Annotated in this window: 20 protein-coding genes and 1 tRNA gene; 11 read left to right on the top strand and 10 right to left on the bottom strand. The window is 67.6% G+C overall.

What is annotated here, in order from left to right; translation table 11 throughout:
- Nucleotides 1–28 precede the first annotated feature (28 nt).
- The 4 genes from KL788_RS11685 to KL788_RS11670 form a co-directional block, all read right to left on the bottom strand.
- Nucleotides 29–913 (bottom strand): hypothetical protein, encoded by an 885-nt coding sequence (locus KL788_RS11685; protein ID WP_293171766.1) that lies wholly within the window; start codon nt 911–913, stop codon nt 29–31.
- 50 nt (nt 914–963) lie between these two features.
- A complete protein-coding gene (locus tag KL788_RS11680; protein ID WP_293173330.1) occupies nt 964–1881 on the bottom strand; it encodes a hypothetical protein in 918 nt (305 codons plus the stop codon).
- Nucleotides 1882–2172: 291 nt separating this feature from the next.
- A tRNA-Thr gene (locus KL788_RS11675) sits at nt 2173–2245 on the bottom strand.
- Nucleotides 2246–2295: 50 nt separating this feature from the next.
- Nucleotides 2296–3213: a DsbA family protein gene (locus KL788_RS11670; protein WP_293171763.1), complete on the bottom strand. Its 918-nt coding sequence runs from the start codon at nt 3211–3213 to the stop codon at nt 2296–2298.
- Between the two features lie 261 nt (nt 3214–3474).
- Between KL788_RS11670 and KL788_RS11665 the strand changes: the two genes are divergently transcribed.
- Complete coding sequence (locus KL788_RS11665) at nt 3475–4572, top strand: ABC transporter ATP-binding protein (protein ID WP_293171760.1); 1098 nt, start codon at nt 3475–3477, stop codon at nt 4570–4572.
- A gap of 98 nt (nt 4573–4670) precedes the next feature.
- Entirely contained in the window at nt 4671–5987 is a 1317-nt protein-coding gene (locus KL788_RS11660) for a DUF4032 domain-containing protein (protein WP_293171758.1), read from the top strand.
- 21 nt (nt 5988–6008) lie between these two features.
- On the opposite strand, the gene KL788_RS11655 is transcribed toward KL788_RS11660, so the two are convergent.
- From KL788_RS11655 to KL788_RS11635, 5 genes are all read right to left on the bottom strand, one after another.
- The gene (locus KL788_RS11655; protein ID WP_293171755.1) at nt 6009–7415 is read right to left on the bottom strand and encodes an NAD(P)(+) transhydrogenase (Re/Si-specific) subunit beta; all 1407 of its coding nucleotides are present in this window, start codon (nt 7413–7415) and stop codon (nt 6009–6011) included.
- Complete coding sequence (locus tag KL788_RS11650; RefSeq protein ID WP_293171752.1) at nt 7412–7720, bottom strand: NAD(P) transhydrogenase subunit alpha; 309 nt, start codon at nt 7718–7720, stop codon at nt 7412–7414. Before KL788_RS11650 ends, KL788_RS11655 begins: the two co-directional genes overlap by 4 nt.
- Nucleotides 7720–8871 carry a Re/Si-specific NAD(P)(+) transhydrogenase subunit alpha gene (locus KL788_RS11645; RefSeq protein WP_293171749.1) on the bottom strand — a complete coding sequence of 384 codons (1152 nt, stop codon included), beginning with the start codon at nt 8869–8871 and terminating at the stop codon, nt 7720–7722. The genes KL788_RS11650 and KL788_RS11645 overlap by 1 nt, the downstream gene beginning before the upstream one ends.
- Before the next feature lie 123 nt (nt 8872–8994).
- A complete protein-coding gene (locus KL788_RS11640) occupies nt 8995–10290 on the bottom strand; it encodes a dihydrolipoamide acetyltransferase family protein (protein ID WP_293171746.1) in 1296 nt (431 codons plus the stop codon).
- Entirely contained in the window at nt 10290–12476 is a 2187-nt protein-coding gene (locus KL788_RS11635; RefSeq protein WP_293171743.1) for an alpha-ketoacid dehydrogenase subunit alpha/beta, read from the bottom strand. Before KL788_RS11635 ends, KL788_RS11640 begins: the two co-directional genes overlap by 1 nt.
- A 117-nt stretch (nt 12477–12593) precedes the next feature.
- On the opposite strand from KL788_RS11635, the gene KL788_RS11630 reads away from it, so the two are divergent.
- Genes KL788_RS11630 through KL788_RS11620 form a run of 3 tightly spaced genes read left to right on the top strand, consistent with a single transcriptional unit; the run spans nt 12594 to nt 15212 of the window.
- The gene (locus KL788_RS11630; protein WP_293171740.1) at nt 12594–13118 is read left to right on the top strand and encodes a VOC family protein; all 525 of its coding nucleotides are present in this window, start codon (nt 12594–12596) and stop codon (nt 13116–13118) included.
- Complete coding sequence (locus KL788_RS11625) at nt 13115–13810, top strand: GntR family transcriptional regulator (protein WP_293171737.1); 696 nt, start codon at nt 13115–13117, stop codon at nt 13808–13810. Before KL788_RS11630 ends, KL788_RS11625 begins: the two co-directional genes overlap by 4 nt.
- Before the next feature lie 25 nt (nt 13811–13835).
- Nucleotides 13836–15212, top strand: coding sequence for an NADP-dependent succinic semialdehyde dehydrogenase (locus KL788_RS11620; protein ID WP_293171734.1), 1377 nt, complete (start codon nt 13836–13838; stop codon nt 15210–15212).
- Nucleotides 15213–15249: 37 nt separating this feature from the next.
- Here the strand turns inward: KL788_RS11620 and KL788_RS11615 are convergent, their stop codons facing one another.
- Nucleotides 15250–15972, bottom strand: a complete 723-nt coding sequence (locus KL788_RS11615; RefSeq protein ID WP_293171731.1) for a helix-turn-helix domain-containing protein — start codon at nt 15970–15972, stop codon at nt 15250–15252.
- A gap of 249 nt (nt 15973–16221) precedes the next feature.
- On the opposite strand from KL788_RS11615, the gene KL788_RS11610 reads away from it, so the two are divergent.
- From KL788_RS11610 to KL788_RS11585, 6 genes are all read left to right on the top strand, one after another.
- Nucleotides 16222–17025, top strand: coding sequence for an SDR family NAD(P)-dependent oxidoreductase (locus KL788_RS11610; RefSeq protein ID WP_293171728.1), 804 nt, complete (start codon nt 16222–16224; stop codon nt 17023–17025).
- 144 nt (nt 17026–17169) lie between these two features.
- Nucleotides 17170–18696 carry a sugar ABC transporter ATP-binding protein gene (locus tag KL788_RS11605; RefSeq protein WP_293173327.1) on the top strand — a complete coding sequence of 509 codons (1527 nt, stop codon included), beginning with the start codon at nt 17170–17172 and terminating at the stop codon, nt 18694–18696.
- Nucleotides 18696–19715: an ABC transporter permease gene (locus tag KL788_RS11600; RefSeq protein WP_293171725.1), complete on the top strand. Its 1020-nt coding sequence runs from the start codon at nt 18696–18698 to the stop codon at nt 19713–19715. The genes KL788_RS11605 and KL788_RS11600 overlap by 1 nt, the downstream gene beginning before the upstream one ends.
- Entirely contained in the window at nt 19712–20758 is a 1047-nt protein-coding gene (locus KL788_RS11595; RefSeq protein ID WP_293171722.1) for an ABC transporter permease, read from the top strand. Before KL788_RS11600 ends, KL788_RS11595 begins: the two co-directional genes overlap by 4 nt.
- 58 nt (nt 20759–20816) lie before the next feature.
- Nucleotides 20817–21827, top strand: a complete 1011-nt coding sequence (locus KL788_RS11590; RefSeq protein ID WP_293171719.1) for a sugar ABC transporter substrate-binding protein — start codon at nt 20817–20819, stop codon at nt 21825–21827.
- A gap of 106 nt (nt 21828–21933) precedes the next feature.
- Nucleotides 21934–23223, top strand: coding sequence for a M24 family metallopeptidase (locus tag KL788_RS11585; protein WP_293171716.1), 1290 nt, complete (start codon nt 21934–21936; stop codon nt 23221–23223).
- Nucleotides 23224–23229: the final 6 nt, after the last annotated feature.

The raw sequence follows: 23229 nt of genomic DNA, 5'->3' as shown, positions 1-23229 counted from the left end.
CCGCGCGAGCCAGCCTAGCCAGCGCGGGTCAGCAGTCGACCCAGCGTGCGGCGCTGCGTGTGAACGAGTACGGCTCGTCGGGCACGCCGCCGTGCGTCATTGCGAACATGATGCAGACGCGGGCGGTGCTGCCGGCGAAGGTCGGCTTGTAGAGCGACGTGCGGTGGCCCGTCGAGTCCCACCACTTCTGCGCCACGATCGCGCCGTCGTTGCTGAGGCCGCCGGCGAGGTTGCCGTCGCACCCGACACTCGGCAGCCCGTCAGAACGCTGCGAACCGATGTGGCCCCACGCGCTCATCGGGTCAGGGCTCGGGTCTTCGGCCATCCAGAACAGGCGGTCTTCCATGCAGCTGTCGTAACGGATGTTCGCGAAGGGCACGGGCGCCAGGCAGTTCGCGACGCGAATCGCGTTGTAGGTGACGGCGAAGAGCTGCAGGTCTGCACTGGTCGTACCCGCCACCCCCAACGGCGACGTGCGGCTCGGCGCACCCGGCGTCGTGCCCGTGATCGCGGTCGCGCAGGCGGGAGTGCTCGGCGCCGGGCTCGCCGAGCCGAACGGTGCCGGCTGCGCTGCCAGCGGCGCCGTGGGGGTCGTCGGCTGCGGCCGCGCGGCCGTGGTGGTCGTCGTGGACTCGGTCACCGCCGTCGACACGGCCGATCGCTCGGTTTCTGAGGCTGGGGTCGCCTCCGCCGTCGGCACGAGGTGCGTGGCTTGCGGAGTCGGTCCGTCGATCGATTCGGTCGTCTGCTGCGGCTCCAGCGGGGCCGGTGCCGACGGGGCTTCGTGCGCAAGCGCGCTCGTCGACCCCGCCGGGTCGACTCCGCCGCCGGCCGCGAGCGCACCGGTCGACACGGTCGCGGCGACGAGCAGCGCGGCGGCAAGCGTCGTCAGAGTAGTGGTCGTGCGCAGCATCGTGAGGCCCCCCGGTCTCATAGCTCCCCCCGGAGCGCCGTACTAGTTGTTCAACAGGTCGTCCAGCGAGCGGCCGCTCGCATGAAGGCATACGGTTCATTCGGAACACCACCGTGAGTGGTGGCAAAAAGAATGCAGACGTTGGCGGTGCTGCCCGTGTAGGTCGGCTTGTACAGCGACGTGCGGTGCCCCGTCGAGTCCCACCACTTCTGCGCCACACTCGCCCCGGTGTTGTTGCTGCCTCCGGCCAGGTTGCCGTCGCACCCGACGCTCGGCAGCCCGTCAGAGCGCTGTGAGCCGATGTGGCCCCACGCGCTCATCGGGTCAGTGCTCGGGTCTTCCGCCATCCAGAACAGACGCTGCTCCATGCAGCTGTCGTAGCGGATGTTCGCGAACGGCACGGGCGCCAGGCAGTTCGCCACCCGAATCGCGTTGTAGCCCTCGGCGAACGACTGCAGATCTTCGCTCGTGGTGCCGCCGACGCCGAGAGGCGAGAGCACGCCGGGCGCTCCGGCGGTCTGGCCGGTGATCGCGGCGGGGCACGACGGGCTTGTCGGGCTCGGAGTCGCGCTCGGCGTGCCGAAAGGTGCGGGCTGCGCGGCGAACGGCGCTACCGGAGTGCTGGGCTGAGGACGCTGGATCGAGGAAACGCCAGCGGCTCCAGGCGAGACGGGTGCGGGGGCGCCGTCAGCGCGGCCCGTCGCCGAGGGCTCTGGACTGGCCTGGCCGTCGACCGGCTCAGTGCTGGATGCTGGTTGCTCTGAGAGCACCGTCGGTGCGGGCTCGCTCGTGGCGCTCGGCGCGACAGCCTGGTTGGCCCCCGCCGATTGCGCGCCGGCCGGCGCGACCGTCACGGCCCCGAGGGCGACGATCACGGCGAGCAGGATCGCCGACGCGAGGGTCATCACAGTGACCGCGCTGCCGAGGTCGATGACCTCGCTCTCGCGCTCTCGATGCGTCGAGTGCATCACGTTTGCCCTCCCCCCATGGTCGGCGAGCTTGCGGCCCCCCAGCCGCTGGTTTCACGCTATGCCCGGGGGGTCGAGTCCACCAACAGAGGGTGCTCGAAAAGCGAACGAATGTGACGCGAATGGGGGGTGCGACCAGGCATTTCTCCCCCCCGAAGGGGGGTCACGACGCAGTGCGTCGTGACCCTGGGAGCAGCTCGGGCCTACGCAGAAGCTGAAGGGTAGAGATAAGCGGAGTGCGGAGTGCCGACTGGGAGACTCGAACTCCGCGACGCATCGCGTCGCGAACAGTGCCGACTGGGAGACTCGAACTCCCAACCGCCCGATTACAAGTCGGGTGCGCTACCAGTTGCGCCAAGCCGGCCGAGCCCGAAGGGGCTCCGGGGCTGCATGCCCCGTGTCAGAGTACCGCCGCTACGGGCTCGGGGTCGGAGTCGGCGAAGGGGTCGGGTTGGTCGAGAACTCGTCGCCGGCTGCTTGCAGCACGAACTGCGAGAACTCGCTCTGCTCGAAGGGGAACCGGTATTCGAAGACCTTGCCGTTGACGAGCACAGTCGGCGTGCCGGGAATCGCCTCGACCTCAGCATCACGAATCGCCAGCGGCCCGGTCACGGCGCGATCGGTCGCGGCCTGCACCCACGACCGGAAGGTGCGATCGGCGATGCACTGCTCGAGCTGCGAAGAGGTCGCCCCGGCCGACTGGATGACTTCGAGCAATTCGGCGTCATCGAGACCGGGCGAGCCCTCTTCGGGCTGCGCGACGAAGAGCGCTTCGTTGACGTCGAAGAACGAATCGGGGTCGTAGTTGGCGACGCACGCTGCCGCGTTCGCGGCGCGCAGCGAGTACTGCGTGCCGGCCGACATGTTGGTGAGAATCGCGATGGGCCGGTACTCGACGGTCGCCGCCCCCGACTCGACGAGCGTGCGGATGAGCTCGCCGTTCTCGGCCTCGAACTCTCCGCAGATCGGGCAGAGGTAGTCGACGAAGATCTGAATGTCGACGACGCCGGGAGGGTTGGCCTCGGAGGTGACCGGTCGATCTCCGGGGGCCAGCGCTGGAGTCGGCACGGCGACGAGGCCCTCGCCAATGCGGATGCCGTCGCTCGCCATGTTGCGCGGGCCCGGACCCTCGGGGCGCACCGAGTTGACGAGCACGAGAGCGATCACGGCGATGATGGCAACCGCGGCGAGGGCGACACCGCCCTGCAGCAGCAGTCTCGTGCGCCGCTCTTTCTTCTGCTGCTCCTGGCGCAGTTGACGCGCCTTCTCGCGAGCTTCAGCGCGCCGTTCGTTCTTCGACGGGCGCGCGCTCGCCGACCAGTTGTCGCTCATGGAACCCCATTCAGACGGGTGCAGTTTCGGCCCGACACGATTATGGGCGCCCGCAGCGCCCCGCAGAATCTTACCCGGCGCCGCTTTGAGCGGCCTCCACGGTGCTTGCTCAACGGCCGTCGATTGATGGCCGGTTCGGCGTGCGGCGGCGCAGGGTGGCATACTGACAGCGGATGCTCGACGACGCGCATTCTGCCTTTCGGCATATCCATTCACTACGGATCGTCCGGCACGTACCTGCCGGTGAAGGAGAAGATCACTATGGCCACTGTCACGTTCGACAAAGCCACCCGCCTCTACCCGGGTTCCACTGTTCCCGCGGTCGACGCTCTCGACCTGCACGTGGGCGACGGAGAGTTCCTCGTTCTCGTCGGCCCCTCGGGCTGCGGAAAGTCGACGTCGCTGCGCATGCTCGCAGGCCTCGAAGAGGTGAACTCCGGCGACATCTTCATCGGCGAGCGCAACGTCACCGACGTGCCGCCGAAAGACCGCGACATTGCCATGGTCTTTCAGAACTACGCGCTCTACCCGCACATGACCGTTGCCGAGAACATGGGCTTCGCGCTCAAGATCGCCGGCATCAACAAAGACGAGCGCGCCACCCGCGTGCTCGAGGCTGCCAAGCTGCTCGACCTCGAGCCCTACCTCGACCGCAAGCCGAAGGCGCTCTCGGGCGGCCAGCGTCAGCGCGTCGCCATGGGCCGCGCCATCGTGCGTCAGCCCCAGGTGTTCCTCATGGACGAGCCGCTGTCGAACCTCGACGCCAAGCTACGCGTGCAGACGCGCACCCAGATCGCCTCGCTGCAGCGCCGCCTCGGCGTCACGACGGTCTACGTCACCCACGACCAGACCGAGGCCCTCACGATGGGCGACCGCATCTGCGTGCTGAAAGACGGAATCCTGCAGCAGGTCGGCACCCCGCGCGACCTGTACGAGACCCCGAACAACGTCTTCGTGGCAGGCTTCATCGGCTCACCCGCGATGAACCTGTTCCCGGCCGAGGTCGGCGACGGCGGCGTGAAGTTCGGCACCGCAATCGCTCCGGTCGCGCGCGACGTGCTCTCGTCGACGAGCGAGAAGATCGTCACGGTCGGCGTGCGCCCTGAAGACATGATCGTCAAGACGAGCGGTGAGGGCCTGCCGGTCACGGTCGACATCGTCGAAGAGCTCGGCGCCGACGGCTACCTCTACGGCAACACCGAGGTCGCCGGCCAGCGCGTCGACATCGTCGCCCGCGTCGACGGCCGCGTGCACCCGCACAGCGGCGACACCGTCTACATCACGCCTGAGCCGAAGCACGTGCACGTGTTCGACACGGCGTCGGGCCTGCGCCTCAACAAGGAGCCCGTCAAGAGCTGAGGCTCTTCGGCCGTTCTGCGTCAGAGGGCGGGTGTGCTGATCCAGCGCACCCGCCCTCTGCGCATCCCGTTCCACTGTCGTCGAGAGGAGCACGCCCCATGAGCGCCTCGCTGAACATCACCTCGGCCGTGACCGATACGGCCCTGCTCGACCTGCCCTGGCACCTGCCGCTCGAGCTCTGGCCCGACGACTCGATCGCATCGTTGCCCAAGGGCATCTCGCGTCACCTCGTGCGCTTCGTGCACATGAGCGACTTCGTCGTCGCGGTGAAGGAGACCACCGAAGAGATGGCGCGCCGCGAGTACGACATGCTGCGCACGCTGCAGCGGCTCGATATTCCGTGCGTCGAGCCGGTGGCGGTGATCACCGGGCGCGTGAGTGCCGAAGGCGAAGACCTTCTGCCCGTGCTCGTCACGCGGCACCTGCGTTTCTCGCTGCCCTACCGCGCGCTCTATTCGCAGACCCTGCGACCCGACACGGCGACGCGGCTGGTGGATGCTCTCGCTCTGCTGCTCGTGCGCCTACACATCATCGGCTTCTTCTGGGGCGACGTGTCGCTCTCGAACACGCTCTTCCGCCGCGACGCGGGAGCGTTCGCCGCCTACCTCGTCGACGCCGAGACCGGCCAGCTCTATGAGGGCGGGCTCTCGAACGGGCAGCGCGAGAACGACCTCGAGATCGCGCGGGTCAACATCGCCGGCGAGCTGCTCGACCTGGAGGCCGGCGGGCGCCTCGACGAGAGCGTCGACGCGATCGAGACGAGCAACGGCATCATCGAGTCGTACCGCTCGCTGTGGAAGGAGCTCACCGGCTGGGAGTCGTTCGACCGGTCGGAGCGCTGGCGCATCAACCAGCGCGTCGAGCGGCTCAACGCTCTCGGCTTCGACATCGAAGAGCTCGCGATCACCACCGACGGCGCGAGTACCGAGGTGCGCATCCGCCCGAAGGTCGTCGACGCCGGGCACCACACCCGCCGACTCATCCGCCTGACCGGCATCGATGCGGGCGAGAATCAGGCCCGCCGCCTGCTCAACGACCTCGACGCCTATGCGGCATCCACCTACCCCGGCAGGGAGATGGACGAAGAAGAGGTGGCCCACGAGTGGCTCGCGCGCGTGTTCGAACCCGTGGTGCGCGCGATTCCGAAAGACTTGCGCGGCAAGCTCGAGACGCCGGAGATGTTCCACCAGCTGCTCGAGCACCGCTGGTACCTGTCGCAGAACGAGGCGCGGTCGATCCCGCTCGCCGAAGCGCTGAGCTCGTACATCGACACGGTGCTGCGGCACCGTCGCGACGAGGCGACAGTCATCGCTCCGCCGACCGAGACCATCTCGCTGCCCGCCCTCGAGACCAGCGAGATCGACATCGTCGAGGGCGACGACGAGCCGGCCGGCAGCTGGCGCGACAAAGTCTGATCGCGCCGACCACCACCGTCACTACAGGTTCTTGACGGCCGTCAGCACCTTCGTGAGCGAGTCTTTCGCGTCGCCGAACAGCAGCGTTGTCTGAGGTTCGTAGAGCAGGTCGTTCTCGATGCCTGCGAAGCCGGGCCGCATCGAGCGCTTGAGAAAGACCACTTGCCGGGCCGCAGCAACATCGAGAATCGGCATGCCGAAGATCGGTGAGCCGGGGCTCGTCTTGGCTGCGGGGTTGACGACGTCGTTGGCGCCCACGACGAGCGCGACGTCGGCATTCTTGAACTGCGGGTTCACCTCGTCCATCTCGGCAAGCACCTCGTAGGGCACGTTCGCTTCGGCGAGCAGCACGTTCATGTGGCCGGGCATGCGGCCCGCGACGGGGTGGATGCCGAACACGACCTCGATGCCCTTCGCCTCAAGCGTGGTGGCGAGCTCGGCCATCGTGTGCTGCGCCTGCGCGACCGCGAGGCCGTAGCCCGGCACGACGATGACGCGTTGGGCGTAGCCGAGCAGGATGGCCACGTCTTCTGCACTCGACGACCGCACGGGTCGATCGCTCACGGCGGTAGAGCCGGCCGTCGACCCGCCGCGGAACGCCCCGAAGAGCGTGCCCGTGACGCTGCGCCCCATGGCCTTCGCCATCTCGCGCGTGAGGATCGAGCCGGATGCTCCCACGAGGGTGCCCGCGACGAGCAGCAGCGTGTTGCTGAGCACGAGACCCGAGGCGGCCACGGCAAGGCCCGTGCCCGCATTGAGCAGCGAGATGACGATGGGCACATCGGCACCGCCGACCGGCAGCACGAGCAGCACGCCGAGCACGAGGCCGACGAGCAAAGCCACGATGGCCGCGATCGTCTTGACCCCCGCGAGGCCGAGGCCGGCGAGCACGGCGTCGTCGAGCACGATGATGACCGCGCTCGCGAGGCCGACGACGAGCAGCAGCACGATGACAAGCGCCTGGCCGGCAAACACGATCGGTCGCGTCGGCATGAGCTCTTGCAGCTTGAGGAAGGTGATGACCGAGCCCGAGAACGAGATCGAGCCCACGAGCAGCGTGAACGCCACAGCGATGAACGCCCCGATGGTCGTGCTCACCTCGAGTTCGAGAAGGGCGACGAGTGCCGCCGCACCGCCGCCGACGCCGTTGAACAGGGCGACGAGCTGCGGCATCTGCGTCATCTTGACCATGCGAGACGCGGGCACGGCGATGACCGTGCCGACGGCGATCACGCCGAGGATCAGGGCGAGGTTGTCGAGCTCGGTCGAGAGGAACACCACGACCATGGCGAGCACGGCGCCGAACGCGCCGATGAGGTTGCCACGACGGGCGGTCTTCGGCGAGCCGAGGCCCTTGAGGGCGAGGATGAAGCAGACGGCCGCGACGAGGTAGAGCAGAGCCGTGAGCTCGGGGCTGAGTAGCATCACTTCGCCGCCTCCTCACGCGCGGGCGCCTTGGCCCGGCCGCCGAACATCGTCAGCATGCGGTCGGTGACGACGAAGCCGCCGACCAGGTTGATGGTCGCCATGAGCACGGCGACGAGGGCCACCACGAGCACGACCGTGCTCTCGGCCTGCCCGGCGACGATGACCGCACCGACCAGGATGATGCCGTGGATCGCGTTGGCCCCCGACATGAGCGGGGTGTGCAGCGTGCTCGACACCTTCGAGACGACCTCGAAGCCGACGAACACCGACAGCACGAAGAAGGTCAGCAGCGTGATGGCATCCATCAGTTCGCACCCTTTCGGTCGGCGAGGGCTGAGGCGGTGGGCTCGTGCCGCACCGCTCCCTCGTGCGTGAGACATGACGACGCGACGACCTCGTCGTCGAAGTCGGGGGTCAGGGCGCCGTCGACCGTCATGAGCGCAATGAAGTTCGCGATGTTCTGGGCGAGCAGGCGGGAGGCGTCAGCGGGCATCGTCGAGGGAGCATCCTTCATGCCGACGATCGTGACCGTGCCGCCTGCGACGGCGACGGCGGTGTCGACGCCCGCGACGGCGCCTTCGACGTTGCCGCCCGTCTCGGCGGCGAGGTCGACGATGACCGAGCCCGGGCGCATGGCCGTGACCATGGCAGCCGTGACAAGCCGGGGGGCGGGGCGACCGGGAATCGCCGCCGTTGTGATGATGAGGTCGGCGTCGGCGATGTACGGCGCGAGCAGCTCGCGCTGTCGATCGGCGCGATCGGCCGCGAGTTCTTTCGCATAGCCGCCGGCAGCATCAGCCGAGGCATCGAGCTCGAGGTGGATGAAGGTGCCGCCCATCGACTGCACCTCATCGGCCGAGGCCGAGCGCACGTCATACGCCGAGACCTTGGCACCGAGCCGCTTCGCCGTCGCGATCGCCTGCAGGCCCGCGACGCCCGCGCCGAGCACGAGCGCCTTCGCCGGCGGAATCGTGCCGGCCGCCGTCATGTAGAGAGGAAGAAAGCGGTCAAACCGCATCGCGGCCTCGAGCACGCAGCGGTAGCCGGCGACGAGTGACTGCGAGGTCAGGGCATCCATCGACTGGGCGCGCGAGATGCGGGGAATGAGCTCGAGCGAGAAGGCCGTGACCCCTCGAGCGGCGAGCGCCGCGACCGCGTCAAGCTCGCTCGCAGGCGAGGCGAAGCCCACCGTGATGGCTCCCTTGCGCAGCTTCGCGATCGTCGCCGCATCGAGCGGGCGCACGTGGGCGAGCACGTCGACCTTCGAGAGCGGGATGCTCGCCACGAGCGTCGCGCCCGCGTCGGCATAGGCAGCATCGGCGTGGCCGGCCGCGACACCCGCACCCTTCTCGACCGTGACCGCGTAGCCCGCGGCGACGTACTGGCTCACCGTGGCCGGCGTCGCGGCGACGCGCAGCTCTCCGTCGATCGGTTCGCGCCGGATGGCGATCTGCATAGTGGACTCCCTCAGGTCAACGGCGACCAGGGGAACACTATCCCGCGCGCGCCGAGCGGCCGGCGCGAAGGCGCCCGTGATTCGTGAAAGTTCTGCGGTTCTTCAGCGTGCGGAAACGCGCAGTCAGGCGAGGATCGACACGGGGTTCTCAATGCGAGAGACGAAGGCGGCGAGCCAGCGCGCGGCGAGCGCGCCATCCATCACGCGGTGGTCGGCCGAGAGCGTCACGGTCATGACCGTGCCGACCTCGAGCGCGCCGTCGACGACGACGGGGGCCTGACGCGCTGCGCCGACCGCAAGGATTCCCGCCTGGGGCGGATTGATGATCGCGCTGAAGGCCTGCGTGCCGAACATGCCGAGGTTCGAGACGGCGAAGCTGCCGCCCTCGATCTCGTGCTGCTTGAGCTTTCCCTCGCGAGCCCGGGTCGCCAGGTCGATGACCGCGGCCGAGAGTGCCGTGACGGTGAGCGACTCGACGCCGCGCACGACCGGAGTCACGAGGCCGTCGTCGAGAGACACGGCGATCGCGATGTCGGCGGTGCGGTGGCGCAGCCGGCCCTCATCGCTCCACGTCGTGTTGGCCTCGGGCACGTCGGCGAAGGCGGCCGCCACGGCTTTCACCACGAGGTCGTTGACCGAGATCTTGACGCCGTCGATGGCGTTGATCTCGCGTCGCAGCTCGAGCAGCCGGTCGACCCGGCAGTCGGCCGTCAGGTAGAAGTGCGGCACCGTCGACTTGCTCTCGGTGAGCCGGCGCGCGATCGTCGTGCGCATGCGGCTGTGCGGAATCAGCTCCGGTTCGGCCGACGCCGCGGCGGGAGCTGGCGTGGCTGCCGGTGCGGGTGCAGCGGCTGCCGAGGCGGAAGCGCCGGCGGCGAGCGCCTCGATATCGCGCCGCACAATGCGGCCGTCGGGGCCGCTACCGGTGACCGACGACAGATCGAGGCCGCGCTCGCGAGCGAGCCGCCGCACGAGCGGGCTGATGAATCGGCGCGCTCCGGGGTGCGCCTCGCCCCCCGGAGCGGCCGTGGTCTGCTGAGGTGCTGCGGGTGCAGGCGCAGCGGGTGTTGCTGCGGCAGGTGCCGACTCGGCAGCGGGCGCTGCCGGCTCGGCCGGTGCGGCGGTGGCCGCGGCTCCAGCGGCAGACGAGTCTGCCGCGGGAGAGGCGGGGGCCACCTCCCCCGCCTCCCCCACGATCGCGATGGGGGCGCCGACGTCGACGTTGTCGCCCTCCTTGATGAGCAGCTCGAGCACGGTTCCGGCCGTCTCGGCGGTGTACTCGACGACAGCCTTCTCGGTCTCGATCTCGGCGAAGGGCTGCCCCACGGCGATGGCGTCGCCCGGGGCGACGAGCCACTTCTGCACGGCCGCCTCGGTGACGTTCGCGAGCACCTCCGGCATGCGGATGGTCGTCGCCATCAGGCACCCCCCGCATTCCGGCGCACGGTTTCGAGGCCGGCGACGACCTCTTCGGTGCGGGCGATTGCGGCCCGTTCGAGCACGCGTGAGATCGAGGGCGACGACTCGGTGCCCGTGACCCGCTGCACCGGCTGGTCGAGCCAGTCGAAGAACCGGCGCTGAATCTCGTCGGCCAGCCAGCCGCCGTACGACGTGCCGATGGCGCCCTGCTCGACGATGAGCACCGCGTTCGTCTTCTTGACGCTGGCTTCGATGGTCGCCCAATCGATCGACGCCCGGTCGAGCCAGCGCAGGTCGATGAGCTCAGCATCCACGCCCGTCTGCTCGATAGCCTCGGCGCAGTGCCGCACCATCGACAGGTAGCTGATGACCGTCATCTCGGCGCCCTCACGGCGCACCGCGGCAGTGCCTGGCGGAATGATGTAGTCGAGGTCGCCGGCGATGACTTCGTCTTTCTCGCCGTAGAGGTCGACGTGCTCGATCACCAGCACGGGGTCTTGCAGGGCGAGGGCGGCGTTCATGAGGCCCACGTAGTCGGCGGCCGACGACGGGGCGACGATGCGCCAGCCCGGGCTCGTGGCGAAGATGCCCGCCGGGTCCATGAGGTGCTGCGAGCCGTAGCCCGAGCCCATGGCGACCTTCGTGCGCAGCACGAGCGGCACGGGGTTGTCGCCGCCGAACATGTGGCGTGCCTTGCCCACCTGGTTGAACACCTGGTCTGCCGCGACCCACATGAAGTCGGGGTACATGAACTCGATGACGGGGCGGTAGCGGCCGTCGAGGGCGAGCCCGCCGCCGAGGCCCATGAACGCGTTCTCGCTGATCGGCGTGCCGAGAATGCGGTCGGGGAAGGCATCGGCGAGGCCCTTGGTCGCGCCGTTGGTGCCGCCCTTGAGCCGGTGGATGTCCTCACCGAGCACCACGATGCGATCGTCTTGCGACATCCGGCGCTCCATGACGCCCGCGACGGCATCGACGAACTTGGTCTCTTCGCGCGCGGCCTGCGACGTGCTCGGGTCGAGCACGGTGAGCGACTCGAGCTCGCTCGCGTCGCCGCGCACACCGACGTCGACGAAGTTCGGGTCGGGCCAGAGCTCGGGGCGGATGCGGCGGCGACCCTGCTTCTCGGGATCGGCCTCGAGCAGCGGCTCGGTGGCCGCATCCATCGCCGCGACGGCCTGGGCGCGCACGCTCTCGACGCCCGCCTCATCGATGAGACCGAGCTTGATCATCTCGCGGGCGACGCGCTCGAGCGGGTCGCGCTTCTTCCACTCCGCCTCTTCTTCTTTCGTGCGGTAGCCGAAGGCGCTGCCCGGGTACGGGCCGTTCTGGTGGAAGAAGCGGTACACCTCGGCCTCGGCGACCGCGGGGCCACCGCCCGACCGCATGACCTCGGCGGCCTGTTCCATGGCGAGGTGCACGGCGAGCGGGTCCATGCCGTCGACCCGCCACGACGGAATGCCGAAGCCCATGCCGCGCACCGAGAGCCGGGTGTCGGCCACGCTCTCCTCGATGCGGGTCGCGACGGCGTAAAAGTTGTTCTCGACGAAGAAGCAGACCGGCAGCTTCCACGCGGCGGCGAGGTTCATCGACTCGAGCACCGAGCCGATCTGCGCGGCGCCATCGCCGAAGTAGTTGATGGTGAGGTCGGTGGTGCCCGAGCGCTTCTGGGCCCAGGCGTTGCCCGTGGCCATCGGGGCGCCGCCGCCCACGATGGCGTTGGTACCGAGCGCGCCAGCCTCGAACCACTGCAGGTGCATCGAGCCACCGCGACCGCGGCAGTAGCCCTGGGCGAGGCCGAGAATCTCGGCGAGCGTCTTCTGCAGCACCGTCTGAATGTCTGCGGTGACGAGAGCGTCGAGGTCGAGGCCGCCCTGGGCGACGTGCGTCAGCGCCTTGGCGAGAAACTGGTGGTGGCCGCGGTGCGAGCCGTTGACGGCATCGCTCGAGCGCAGACCCACGATCGAGCCGACGGCACCGCCCTCTTGACCGATCGACGAGTGCGCCGGGCCGTGCACGAGGCCTTCACCGGCCAGGTCGAGCACGCGCTCTTCGAAGGCGCGGATGAGGTGCAACTGGCCGAGCATCGTGGCGAGCAGCGCAGGGTCGGCGGCCTTCCAATCGGCGGCCGTCGTGCTGAGCTCGACCCACGGAGCGGTGGATTCCAAACGTCGTTGTTTCGGCATGGCCGTGACGATACCCGCAATTGCATCCAATCTCAACACGTTTCTGTGCTTTCCTGGCCGATAGTCGACTCGTGTGGCTAAGATTGCATCCAGTCGCCGCAAAGGAGGGATGTCGACATGGGTCTTCCCGGGTTGAGAGGCACCGAGCACATCGGCTTCACCGTGCCCGACCTTGACGAGGCTCAACGCTTCTTCGTCGACGTCATCGGCTGCGAGTACGTCTACACGCTCGGTCCGTTCGAGCGCGATGACGACTGGATGCTCGAGCACTTGAACGTGCACCCCCGCTCGGTGATGCGCGAGCTGAGGTTCTTCCGCTGCGGCTTCGGCCCGAACTTCGAGATCTTCCAGTGGGAGCCTGCCGATGGGCAGGCGCCCCAGCCGCGCAACAGCGACATCGGCGGCCACCACCTGGCGTTCTACGTCGACGACCTCGATGCCGGCATCGCGCACTTGCGCGAGCACGGCGTGCGACTGCTGGGCGAACCGACGAGCAGCCGCAACGCGAGCGAGGGTCAGCGCTGGCAGTACTTTCTCTCGCCCTGGGGCATGCAGCTTGAGCTCGTCAGCTACCCCGACGGCAAGGCCTACGAGCGCGACGCGACCGTGCGCCTGTGGGACCCGAGGAGGCCGGCCGAATGACTGCCGCCTTCGTGCCGACGCCGGCCACCCGCGACGGCAATGCGAGCTCGCGCGTCGCCGAGGGCATCCGCGACGGCATCGTGCGCGGCACCTACCCTCCTGGTGCTCGCCTGCGGCAGGAGGAGATCGCCGAGCGCTTCGGCGCGAGCCGTGTGCCGGTGCGCGAGGCGCTCAAGCTGCTCGAGGCCGAGGGTCTCGTCACCCTCGTGCCCAACGCCGGGGCGTGGGTCTCGCGCCTCACCCTCGCCGAGTGCGAAGAGGTCTACCAAGCCCGCGAGAGGCTCGAACCGCTGCTGATGCGCTACTCGATGCCCTCCTTGACGGCACGCGACATCATCGAGCTCGCCGAGCTCGCACAGCAGATGACCGAGACCGACGACGTTGCCGAGTTCTTGGCGCTCGACCGCGCCTTCCACATGCTCAGCTATTCGGGGGCCGAGACGCTCGTGCTCAACGACCTCGTCACGCGATTGTGGAACACCACGCAGCCGTACCGTCGCGCCTACACGCTCATGATCGACGACCACAGCCAGCGCATCGTGCACGACGAGCACCACTTGCTCGTGACCGCCGTGCGCGAAGGCGATGTCGAGAGTGCCGAGCGCACGGTAGAGAACCACATCAGGCGCACGCGACGACTGCTCGCCGCGCATCCCGACATCTTCACCGACGCCTCGGCGTCGACCCGATAAGCCGACACACAGGAGAGAGGCACTCATGGCCATCGCCGTCATCAACCCGACCACCGGAGCGACCGAGCGCACGTTCGACGCGCACGACGCCGCCGAGATCGAGCGGCGCATCGCCCTCGCCGAGAACGCCGTGCACGCCATGCGCAGCACTGATTTCGCCCAGCGTGCAGAGTGGATGCGCGCAGCCGCCGACCTGCTCGAGGCCGAGGCCGACGACGTCGCGGTCATGATGGTGCGCGAGATGGGCAAGCCCATCGCCCAGGCACGCGCTGAGGCGCTCAAGTGCGTCAAGAATATGCGCTTCTACGCCGAGAACGCCGAGCGCTTTCTCGCCGATGAGCCGCTCGAGAACCCCGCGGCCGTCAACGCGTCGGCAGCCGGTGCGCGCTACGAGCCGCTCGGCGTCGTGCTCGCCGTCATGCCCTGGAACTACCCGCTCTGGCAGGTCATCCGATTCGCGGCACCCGCACTCATGGCCGGCAACGCTGGCGTGCTCAAGCATGCGTCGAACGTGCCCGAGTCGGCCCTGTACCTCGACACGCTCTTCACCCGGGCAGGGTTTCCCGAGGGCGCCTTCACGACACTGCTCATCGGCTCAGGCCCGGTCGAGGCGATCATCGCCGACTCGCGCATCAAGGCCGTGACTCTCACCGGCTCTGAGCCCGCAGGCCGCGCCGTCGGGTCGCAGGCCGGTGCCGCGGTCAAGAAAGCCGTGCTCGAGCTCGGCGGCTCTGACCCCTTCATCGTGCTGCCGAGTGCCGACCTCGAAGCGGCGGCATCGATGGCCGTCACGGCCCGCACCATCAACAACGGGCAGTCGTGCGTGGCCGGCAAGCGCTTCATCGTGCACGCCGACGTCTACGACCGCTTCACCGAACTCTTCGTCGAGAAGATGGCCGCGCTTGTCGTCGGCGACCCGCTCGACGAGTCAGTGCAGGTCGGGCCGTTGGCGACCCTCAGCGGGCGCGACGAGCTCGCCGAGCTCGTCGACGACGCCGTCGCCCACGGCGCCACGCTGCTGACCGGTGGCACCGTGCCCGAGGGTGACGGCTTCTTCTACCCGCCGACCGTCATCGCCGATCTGCCGGCCGACGCGCGACTGGTGATGGAGGAGGCGTTCGGGCCGGTCGCGACCGTCTACCGCGCCGCCGACGTCGATGAGGCGCTCGCGATCGCCAACCAGACCCCGTTCGGCCTGAGTTCCGCGGTGTGGACGACTGACCCCGACGAGCAGGAGCGCGTCGCGCGCGATCTGGATGCTGGCGCGGTCTTCATCAACGGCATGACCGTCTCGTACCCCGAGCTGCCGTTCGGCGGCATCAAGAACTCGGGCATCGGCCGCGAGCTCGCCGCCGCGGGAATCCGCGAATTCTGCAACCTCAAGACGGTCTGGCGCGCCTAGGAGTAGAGGTGCGCGGCAAGCGTGCCCTGACGGGTCGTCAGTGCGCGCTCGCCGGTCGGCGCTCGCTCGAACCGTGCAGGTGGTTCGTCGCGCCCACGCTCGAGAACTGCTGACGCATCTCATCGAGGTGGTTGTCGAGCACGAACCAGATGGCGTGCACCTCGTCGTCTGAGCTGTTCCAGAACCGGTGCGGAATCGACGAGTCGAACGAGATCGAATCGCCGACGGCGAGAACAGCCGTGCCGAAGCCGACCTGCACGTTGAGCTCGCCACGGATGATCACGCCGTACTCGCGACCGTCGTGCCGCACGAAGTCGGCCGGCGGTTCTGCGCCGGGCGCTGGGGCGTAGATGACGTCGATGAACTCGGCGTTCGACTCGGGCTTGGCCGTCAGGCGCTCCCAGCGCGGGCCAGAGCTCAGGCTGATCGTCGGTCGATCGGCGTGCCGCAGCACGATTCCCGCCTCTTCGAGCGAGGTGTCTTTCGAACGGGCCACTACGGCATCGTCATCCGGAAACGGAGAATCGTCGGTGTCGACGGGAGAGTCCTCGAAGAGGCTGTCCATCGAGATGCCGAGCTCGCTGACGACCGTGTAGAGCGCGCGAACGCTGAAGGAGGCAAGGCCGCGCTCGACCTGCGACACGTGACTGGCCGACACGTCGACCCGTCGCGAGAGCTCTCGCACGCTCATACCGAGCGATTCACGAGCGAGCCGGATGCGCTCTCCCACGATCGACCATTCGTCGTCGGCGTTGCTCATGGTGACAATCCATTCCTCGGGTGTTCGTCAACAGTGTACGGCGGTGCGCAACACAGCACCGTGCGCTGTCACCCCGTGAGTGGTCAGTGTTCTCCCAGGAGCCACGATAACGCGTTCCAGTGGTGCATTCACGACCTTCGTGTATTGTGTGGCATAACACCGACAGGGTCGCCGGTGGTGCGAGACCACACGCTGTTCTCTCCTCCGGGCCCGTCCCTCCTCAGACACAGCGAAACGGAGCAGCATCGCATGGACACCACGCGACTCGCAGGAAAGAACGTCTTGATCACCGGCGCAGCCCAGGGAATGGGTGCGGCGGTCGGCCGCTACTACGCGGCGCAAGGCGCCAAGGTCTGCCTCGGCGACGTCAACCTCGAGGGCGCCCAGGCCGTGGCCGACGAGATCAACGCCGCCGGCGGCGTCGCGACCGCGGTGTCGCTCGACGTCACGAAGCGCGAGTCGGCTGCCGCCGCCGTGGCCCACACGGTCGCCGAGTTCGGCTCGATCAACGTGCTGCTCAACAACGCCGGCATCAACAAGCCGCTGTTCTTTCTCGACATCACCGAAGAGAACTGGCAGCGAATCATGGACGTCAACGCCTGGGGCACTCTCGTGTGCATGCAAGAGGCGGCCAAGCAGATGCGCGATCAGGGCAAGCAAGAGCAGCCGTACAAGATCATCAATGTCGGCTCGATTCTGTCGCGAGAAGCCTTCATCGACGTGACCGTGTACACGGCGAGCAAGCACGCCGTTCTGGGAATCATCAAGGCCGGCGCCAAGTCGCTCATCGAGCACAACATCACGGTCAACGGCTACGCGCCTGGGGTGGTGCGCACCGAGCTGTGGGAGCAGCTCGACAAAGACCTTGTGGCGATGGGGATGTTCGACAAGCCCGGCCAGTCGATGGACTCGATCGCCGAGAACATGATTCTCATGAAGCGCTACTCCTACCCCGAAGACATCGTCGGCACGGCCGCGTTCCTCGCGAGCCCCGACAGCGACTACATGACGGGGCAGCTGCTGATGATCGACGGCGGAATGGTGATCCAGTAGCGCGAGAACGCACAATCCCGGGCTTTCCCTCGGGAATCGTTCTCTCTTAGATAACAAATACGCCACAGGTCTGGCTTAAGTGTTCTTCGTGTGTTTACACTCAGAACGACGCCGACGTCAGCGATCAGCACCCAATGGAGAGTGATGACGAACTCAGAGCAGCACGAGAACCCCGCGCCGATCGTGCAGGCGCGCGGCATCTCGAAGCGATTCGGCGGCGCTCTCGCCCTCGCCGATGTCGACCTCGAGGTGCGCCCCGGCGAGATCCACGCAGTGGTCGGAGAGAACGGGGCGGGCAAGTCGACGCTCATGCGCATTCTCGCCGGCATCATCTCGCCCGACTCCGGCAGCATCCGTGTCGGCGGCGATGAGCTCGAGGGCGGCCCTCGGGCCGCGATCGACGCCGGTATCGCGCTCGTGCACCAAGAGCTCAGCCTTGTTCCCGAGATGACGGTCGCCGAGAACATCCTGCTCGGTACCCCGCCGACGACGGCCGGTTTCATTCGCTCCCGTCGACTCAAGGCCATCGCCCGCGAAGCCCTCGATGAGATTGGCGTCACCGTCGACCTCGACGAGCCGATCGCGCGCCTCTCCGTCTCACTGCGGCAGTTCGTCGAGATCGCCCGAGCGGTCGCTCGTAAGCCGCGCGTGCTCATCCTCGACGAGCCGACCGCCACACTGACCCCGGCCGAGACCGACTACCTGCTGGCGATGCTGCAGAGGCTCGCGAGCAAAGGCATGGCAGTCATCTACATCTCGCACCGCATCCCCGAGGTCTTCGCGATCTGCGACGCCGTCACGATTCTGCGCGACGGCCACCTCGTCGAGCGCACCGAGATCGCCGACACCACCCCGAGTGCCGTGATCGACGCCATGGTCGGTCGCGAGCTGCAGCTCGACCTGCAGGTGCGCCGCACGGCCACCCCTGGCGATGTCGTGATCTCCGCGCGCGGCATCAAGGCTCCGAACGTCAACGACGTCGACCTCGACGTGCGCGCAGGCGAGATCGTGGGCCTCGGCGGCCTCGTCGGCGCCGGTCGCACCGAGCTCGTGCGCGCGATCGTCGGCGCCGACCCGCGCACGGCGGGCACAGTGACGATGACGGTGGATGGCCGCCGCACCGTCATCGGCAGCTTCCAGTCGGCCGTGCGCGCCGGCATCGGCTATGTGCCTGAAGAACGTCGCGTCGACGGCCTCGCCCTTACGATGACCGTCTCCGACAATGTGGCCTTGCCGAACCGGGCCGAGCTCTCGACCGCTTCGGTGCTGAAACCCAAGTCGATCAGTAGCTTCGTGCGGCGGCTGGCAGACGAGGTCGGGCTGCGACCGCCCGCAATCTCGCGCGAGGTCGGCGAGTACTCGGGCGGCAACCAGCAGAAAGTCGTCATCGCCAAGTGGCTCGGCCGCAAGCCCGACTTCATCGTGCTCGACGAGCCCACGCGCGGTGTCGATGTCGGCGCGAAGGCCGAGATTCACCGCCTCGTGCGCGAGCTCGCCGACAACGGCGCCGCGGTGCTGGTCGTGAGTTCTGATCTTCCCGAGCTGCTCGAGCTCTCTGATGTGATCCACGTCGTCCGCGACGGCCGCATCATGGGCACGCTCCAGCAGTCGGAAGCCGATGAGAAGACCGTGATGTCGCTGGCATCCGGCGAGACCCTGGTGGGTGCCTAATGAGCCGTGAGACCGAGACCCTGACCGAGACGATCGCCGTCGCCAACTCCACCGAGGCCGGCATCGAGAAGAAGCGGTTCAGCCTGCTGCTCTGGATGGCCGATCGCGGCGTCATCGTCTTCACCGTGCTGCTGATTCTCGCCGCCGTGATCTTCATCGACGGGTTCGCGACCCTGCCGAACCTGACCGACGTCTTCTACCGGGCGGCGCCGATCGGCATCGTCGCGGTCGGCATGACCTTCGTCGTCATCAGCGCCAACTACCTCGACCTCTCGGTCGTCGCCCAAGTGGCCACGTCGGCGGTGATCTTCATCGGCATCAGCAACGAGTTCGGTGTCTTCGCCGCTGTCGCCGTCGCCTCGCTCGTCGCCATGATGTACGGAGTCGTCAATGGCCTCGCGGTGGGCTTCTTCAAGGCCAACGCGGTCATCGTCACCCTCTCGACCACGTTCATCGGCCTCGGAATCCTGCGCTGGCTCTCCGGCGGCAGCATCTTCTTCGGCCCCGAAGACGGACCGATCCGTGCGTTCGGTCAAGCGAGGCTCGGCCCGATCCCGCTCTCGGCCCTGGTGCTCTTGCTCGTAACCATCGTGCTCTGGTTCGTCTTGACGCGTACGACCTTCGGCTTCGCGGTGCGCGCCTACGGCTCCAACAAGAACGCCACACGCCTCGCCGGCGTCAACACGACTGCCGTCGTCGTCGGGGCCTTCGTCATCACCGCTCTCTCGGCCATGGTCGCCGGATTCGTGCTCGCCGCCTTCTCGAACACGGCGGTGTCGTCGATGTCTGACGGCTACGAGTTCCGCGCGCTCGCCGCGATCATCATCGGCGGCACGAGCGTGTTCGGCGGCAAGGGCAGCGTGCTGCGCACCCTGCTCGGCGTGATCTTCGTGAGCGTGCTCACCAACATTCTCGTGCTCTCGGGTATCGGGTTCGGATTCCAGCAGATGGCGATCGGAGCGCTGATCGTGCTCGCGGTCTCTGTCGATGCTCTCGCGAGAAGGGCGGCCAAGAAATGAGCACTACAGAGAAGCAGCCTCACACCACCATGCACCTCGGCGCGGCGCGCGGCGGCTGGTTCGACCAGCTCAAGGTGACCCTCGCGCGCCGCACCGAGGGCCGAGGGCTGGCCCTGCTGTCGGTCGTGATCGTGGCGGCCGCCATTCTCGAGCCCGTCGTGTTCACCTCATACCAGGTGACCCTGGGCCGCGTCGCGCTCATCGGCCTCGTCGCACTCGGCCTCACCGCCGTCATTCTCATGGGCGAGCTCGACCTCAGTGTCGCCAGCACGCTCGCGGTGTCGGGCGTCGTGATGGCGAGTATTCCCGACCTCTGGCTCGGCATTCTCGCCGCCCTCGCGACCGGCCTCATCATCGGCGCGATCAACGCGTTCTTCGTGGTCGTGGTCGGCATCAACTCGTTCATCGCGACACTGGGCATGCTCTTCGCCCTGCGAGGTCTCGCGTTCGTGCTCTCGGACGAAGAGCCCGTGCGCTTGACCAACATCGATGCCGGCATCGCCTTCGGCGCTCCCCTGCTGGGGCCGCTCACCCCTCGCGTGCTGCTCTTCATCCTCGCCTTCGTCGCTCTGCAGATCTTCTTGAGCCGCGTCAGAGCGGGCCGCGAGTTCTATGCGGTCGGCGGCAACCGGCAGGCTGCGGTGGATGCGGGCATTCCCGTGCGTCGCCGCATTCTCACCGGCTTCCTGATCTCGGGCTTCGTCGCCTCTCTCGCCGGCATCATCAACACGCTCGAGCGCACCGCCGCCGACCCGACGGCAGGGTCGACGGTGCTGCTCGCGAGCTTCGCCGCAGCCATCATCGGCGGCGTCGTGCTCAACGGCGGGCGCGGTTCGGTGCTCGGCACCCTCATCGGCGCCTTCTCGCTCGGCATCCTGCAGATAGCACTCACGCTCTCGGGCGTGCAGGTCGACATTCAAGACATCTTCATCGGCGTCATTCTGCTGCTCGCCGTGATCACCGATCCCACCAATCTTCGCGCGGCTCTCGCAGGCGTTCGTTCGTCTCTGCGCAGTCGCGAGAAGGCTCAGACCCCCGTCTGAGCTGCTCGTCGTCAACCCTGACGGCGTCAACCCCACCAAGAACGGAAAGAGGAAGACCATGCGAAACACTCGCATCACGTTCTCCGCGATCGGCCTTGTGGCCGCCGCTGGACTCGTGCTTTCGGGCTGCGCAGCTGCAGACTCGTCCGACGGCGGCACCGACGGCGCTGGCGCTGGCGACGAGACCTTCGAGGTCTACGCGCTGCTGCCCCAGGGCACAGACCAGCCCTACGGCACCACCTACCTGCCGCCGATGCAGGCGGCCGCCGACGAACTCGGCATCAACCTGACGATCACGAACTCGCAGTACGACGCTGACCAGCAGGCCAGCGAGTGCGAGGTCGCGGTCGCGGCTCAGCCCGACCTGATCATCCTGTGGCCCGCCGTGGGCGACACCGTGCGTCCGTGCCTGGCTGCCGCCAACGCCGCCGGAATCCCGGTCACCGTCACGAACTCTGACGTGAACCCTGAAGACCAGGATCTCACCGAGGCCTACTCGGGCCCCGACACCTACGGTCAGGGCGTCTCATCGGCCGAGATCATGTGCGAGCTCGTCGACGGCGAAGAGGTCGGCATTCTCGTGGTCAACGGTCTCACCGGAAACTCGACGGCCATCAACCGCAACGCTGGCTTCGTCGACACGATCGAGGCGAACTGCCCGAACGTGACGATCCTCGCCGAGCAGCCGGGCAACTGGAACAAAGATGACTCGCAGATCGCTGTGTCGGAAATGCTGACCGCTGTGGGCCCCGAGAACGTTCAGGGCATCTACGCGGCTGACGACACGATGGTCGCTGGCGCGATCGACGCCCTCAAGGCTCGAGGCATCGACCCCGCGTCGCTCTACATCACGTCGATCGGCAACACGTTCCTCGGCAACCCGCTCGTGGTCTCGGGCGAGCTGGACGGCACCGTCTTCCAGTCGTCGTCATGGGATGGCGAGAACGCCGTGCGCGTCGCGTACGACGTGCTCACGGGCAACACCCCGTCGCCCCGCGAGCTGTTCATGCCCTCGGTCAAGGTGACCGCTGACAACGCGGACGACCCGTCGGTCGCTCCCGAGTGGTGATCAGCAGAGTCTGACTCGTCACGCACGTGACCGGGGTGGGCGCGGTGAAGGCGCCCACCCCGGTCTCATGACCAGCATATTCACCCAACGTCAGGAGCACTTCCTCATGTCCTCGAGCAGCGAAGCAGCGCGACCCCTCGTCGGGGCGCTCGACTTCGACAACCGCATGATTCCCGCGCACGGCCACATGGGGGTCGATTACGAGCAGCGGGTCGACTTCGACCGTCTGCGCGATTATCGGCTCGGCCGCGCGATGCAGGCGCTCGAAGCGACGGAGTGCGGAGCGTTTCTGCTCTTCGACTTCTACAACATCCGCTACACGACCCAGACCTGGATCGGCGGAGCCCTCGGCGACAAGATGTCGCGCTACGCCCTGCTGCCCCGCGACGGAAAGCCGCACCTCTGGGATTTCGGTTCGGCCGCCAAGCACCACCGACTCTTCTCGCCCTGGTTGCACGAGGGCCACAGCCACAGCGGCATGCTCGGCCTGCGCGGGGCGATTCACCCCGAGGTCGGACTCATGAAAGAGGCCGTGACCACCATCAAGGGTCTGCTGCACGACGCTGGGCTCGCTGGAATGCCCATCGGCGTCGATATCGTCGAGCCCGCTTTCCTGTTCGAGATGCAGGCGCAGGGCATCCAGGTCATCGACATCCAGCAAGACATGCTCGGGGCACGATCCATCAAGAACGTCGACGAGATCATGCTGCTGAGCCAGGCCGCCGCGATGGTCGACGGTGTCTATCAAGACATCACGGATGCCCTCAAGCCCGGCATTCGCGAGAACGAGATCGTCGCGCTCGCCGCCAAGAAGCTCTACGAGCTCGGCAGTGATCAGGTCGAGGCCATCAATGCGGTCTCGGGCGAGCGCTGCAACCCGCACCCCCACAACTTCACCGACCGGCTCATCCGGCCAGGCGACCAAGCGTTTTTCGACATCATTCACTCGTACAACGGGTACCGAACCTGCTATTACCGCACCTTCTCGGTCGGCAGCTCGACCCCTGCCCAGCACGACGCATACCGACGGGCGCGCGAATGGATGGATGCCGCGATCGACACCGTTGCTGATGGTGTCGGCACCGACGAAGTGGCGAAACTGTGGCCGACGGCGCAAGACATCGGCATCGAGAGCGAGATGGATGCTTTCGGGTTGCAGTTCGGGCATGGGCTCGGGCTCGGCCTGCACGAGAGGCCGATCATCTCGCGTCTCAACTCGCTGAGCCACCCGGTCGAGATCAAGGCTGGCATGGTCTTCGCGCTTGAAACCTACTGCCCAGCCTCCGACGGAGTGTCGGCCGCGCGCATCGAGGAAGAGGTCGTCATCACGGCCAACGGCGCACAGGTGCTCACGAAGTTCCCGGCGCAAGACCTCTTTGTCGCGAACCCGTACTGAACAAGC

The sequence above is a fragment of the Microcella sp. genome, assembly GCF_019739195.1.
Taxonomy (GTDB): domain Bacteria; phylum Actinomycetota; class Actinomycetes; order Actinomycetales; family Microbacteriaceae; genus Microcella.
The sequence above is the reverse complement of the archived record's forward strand: the minus strand, read 5'-3'. Positions and strand labels throughout refer to the sequence as shown.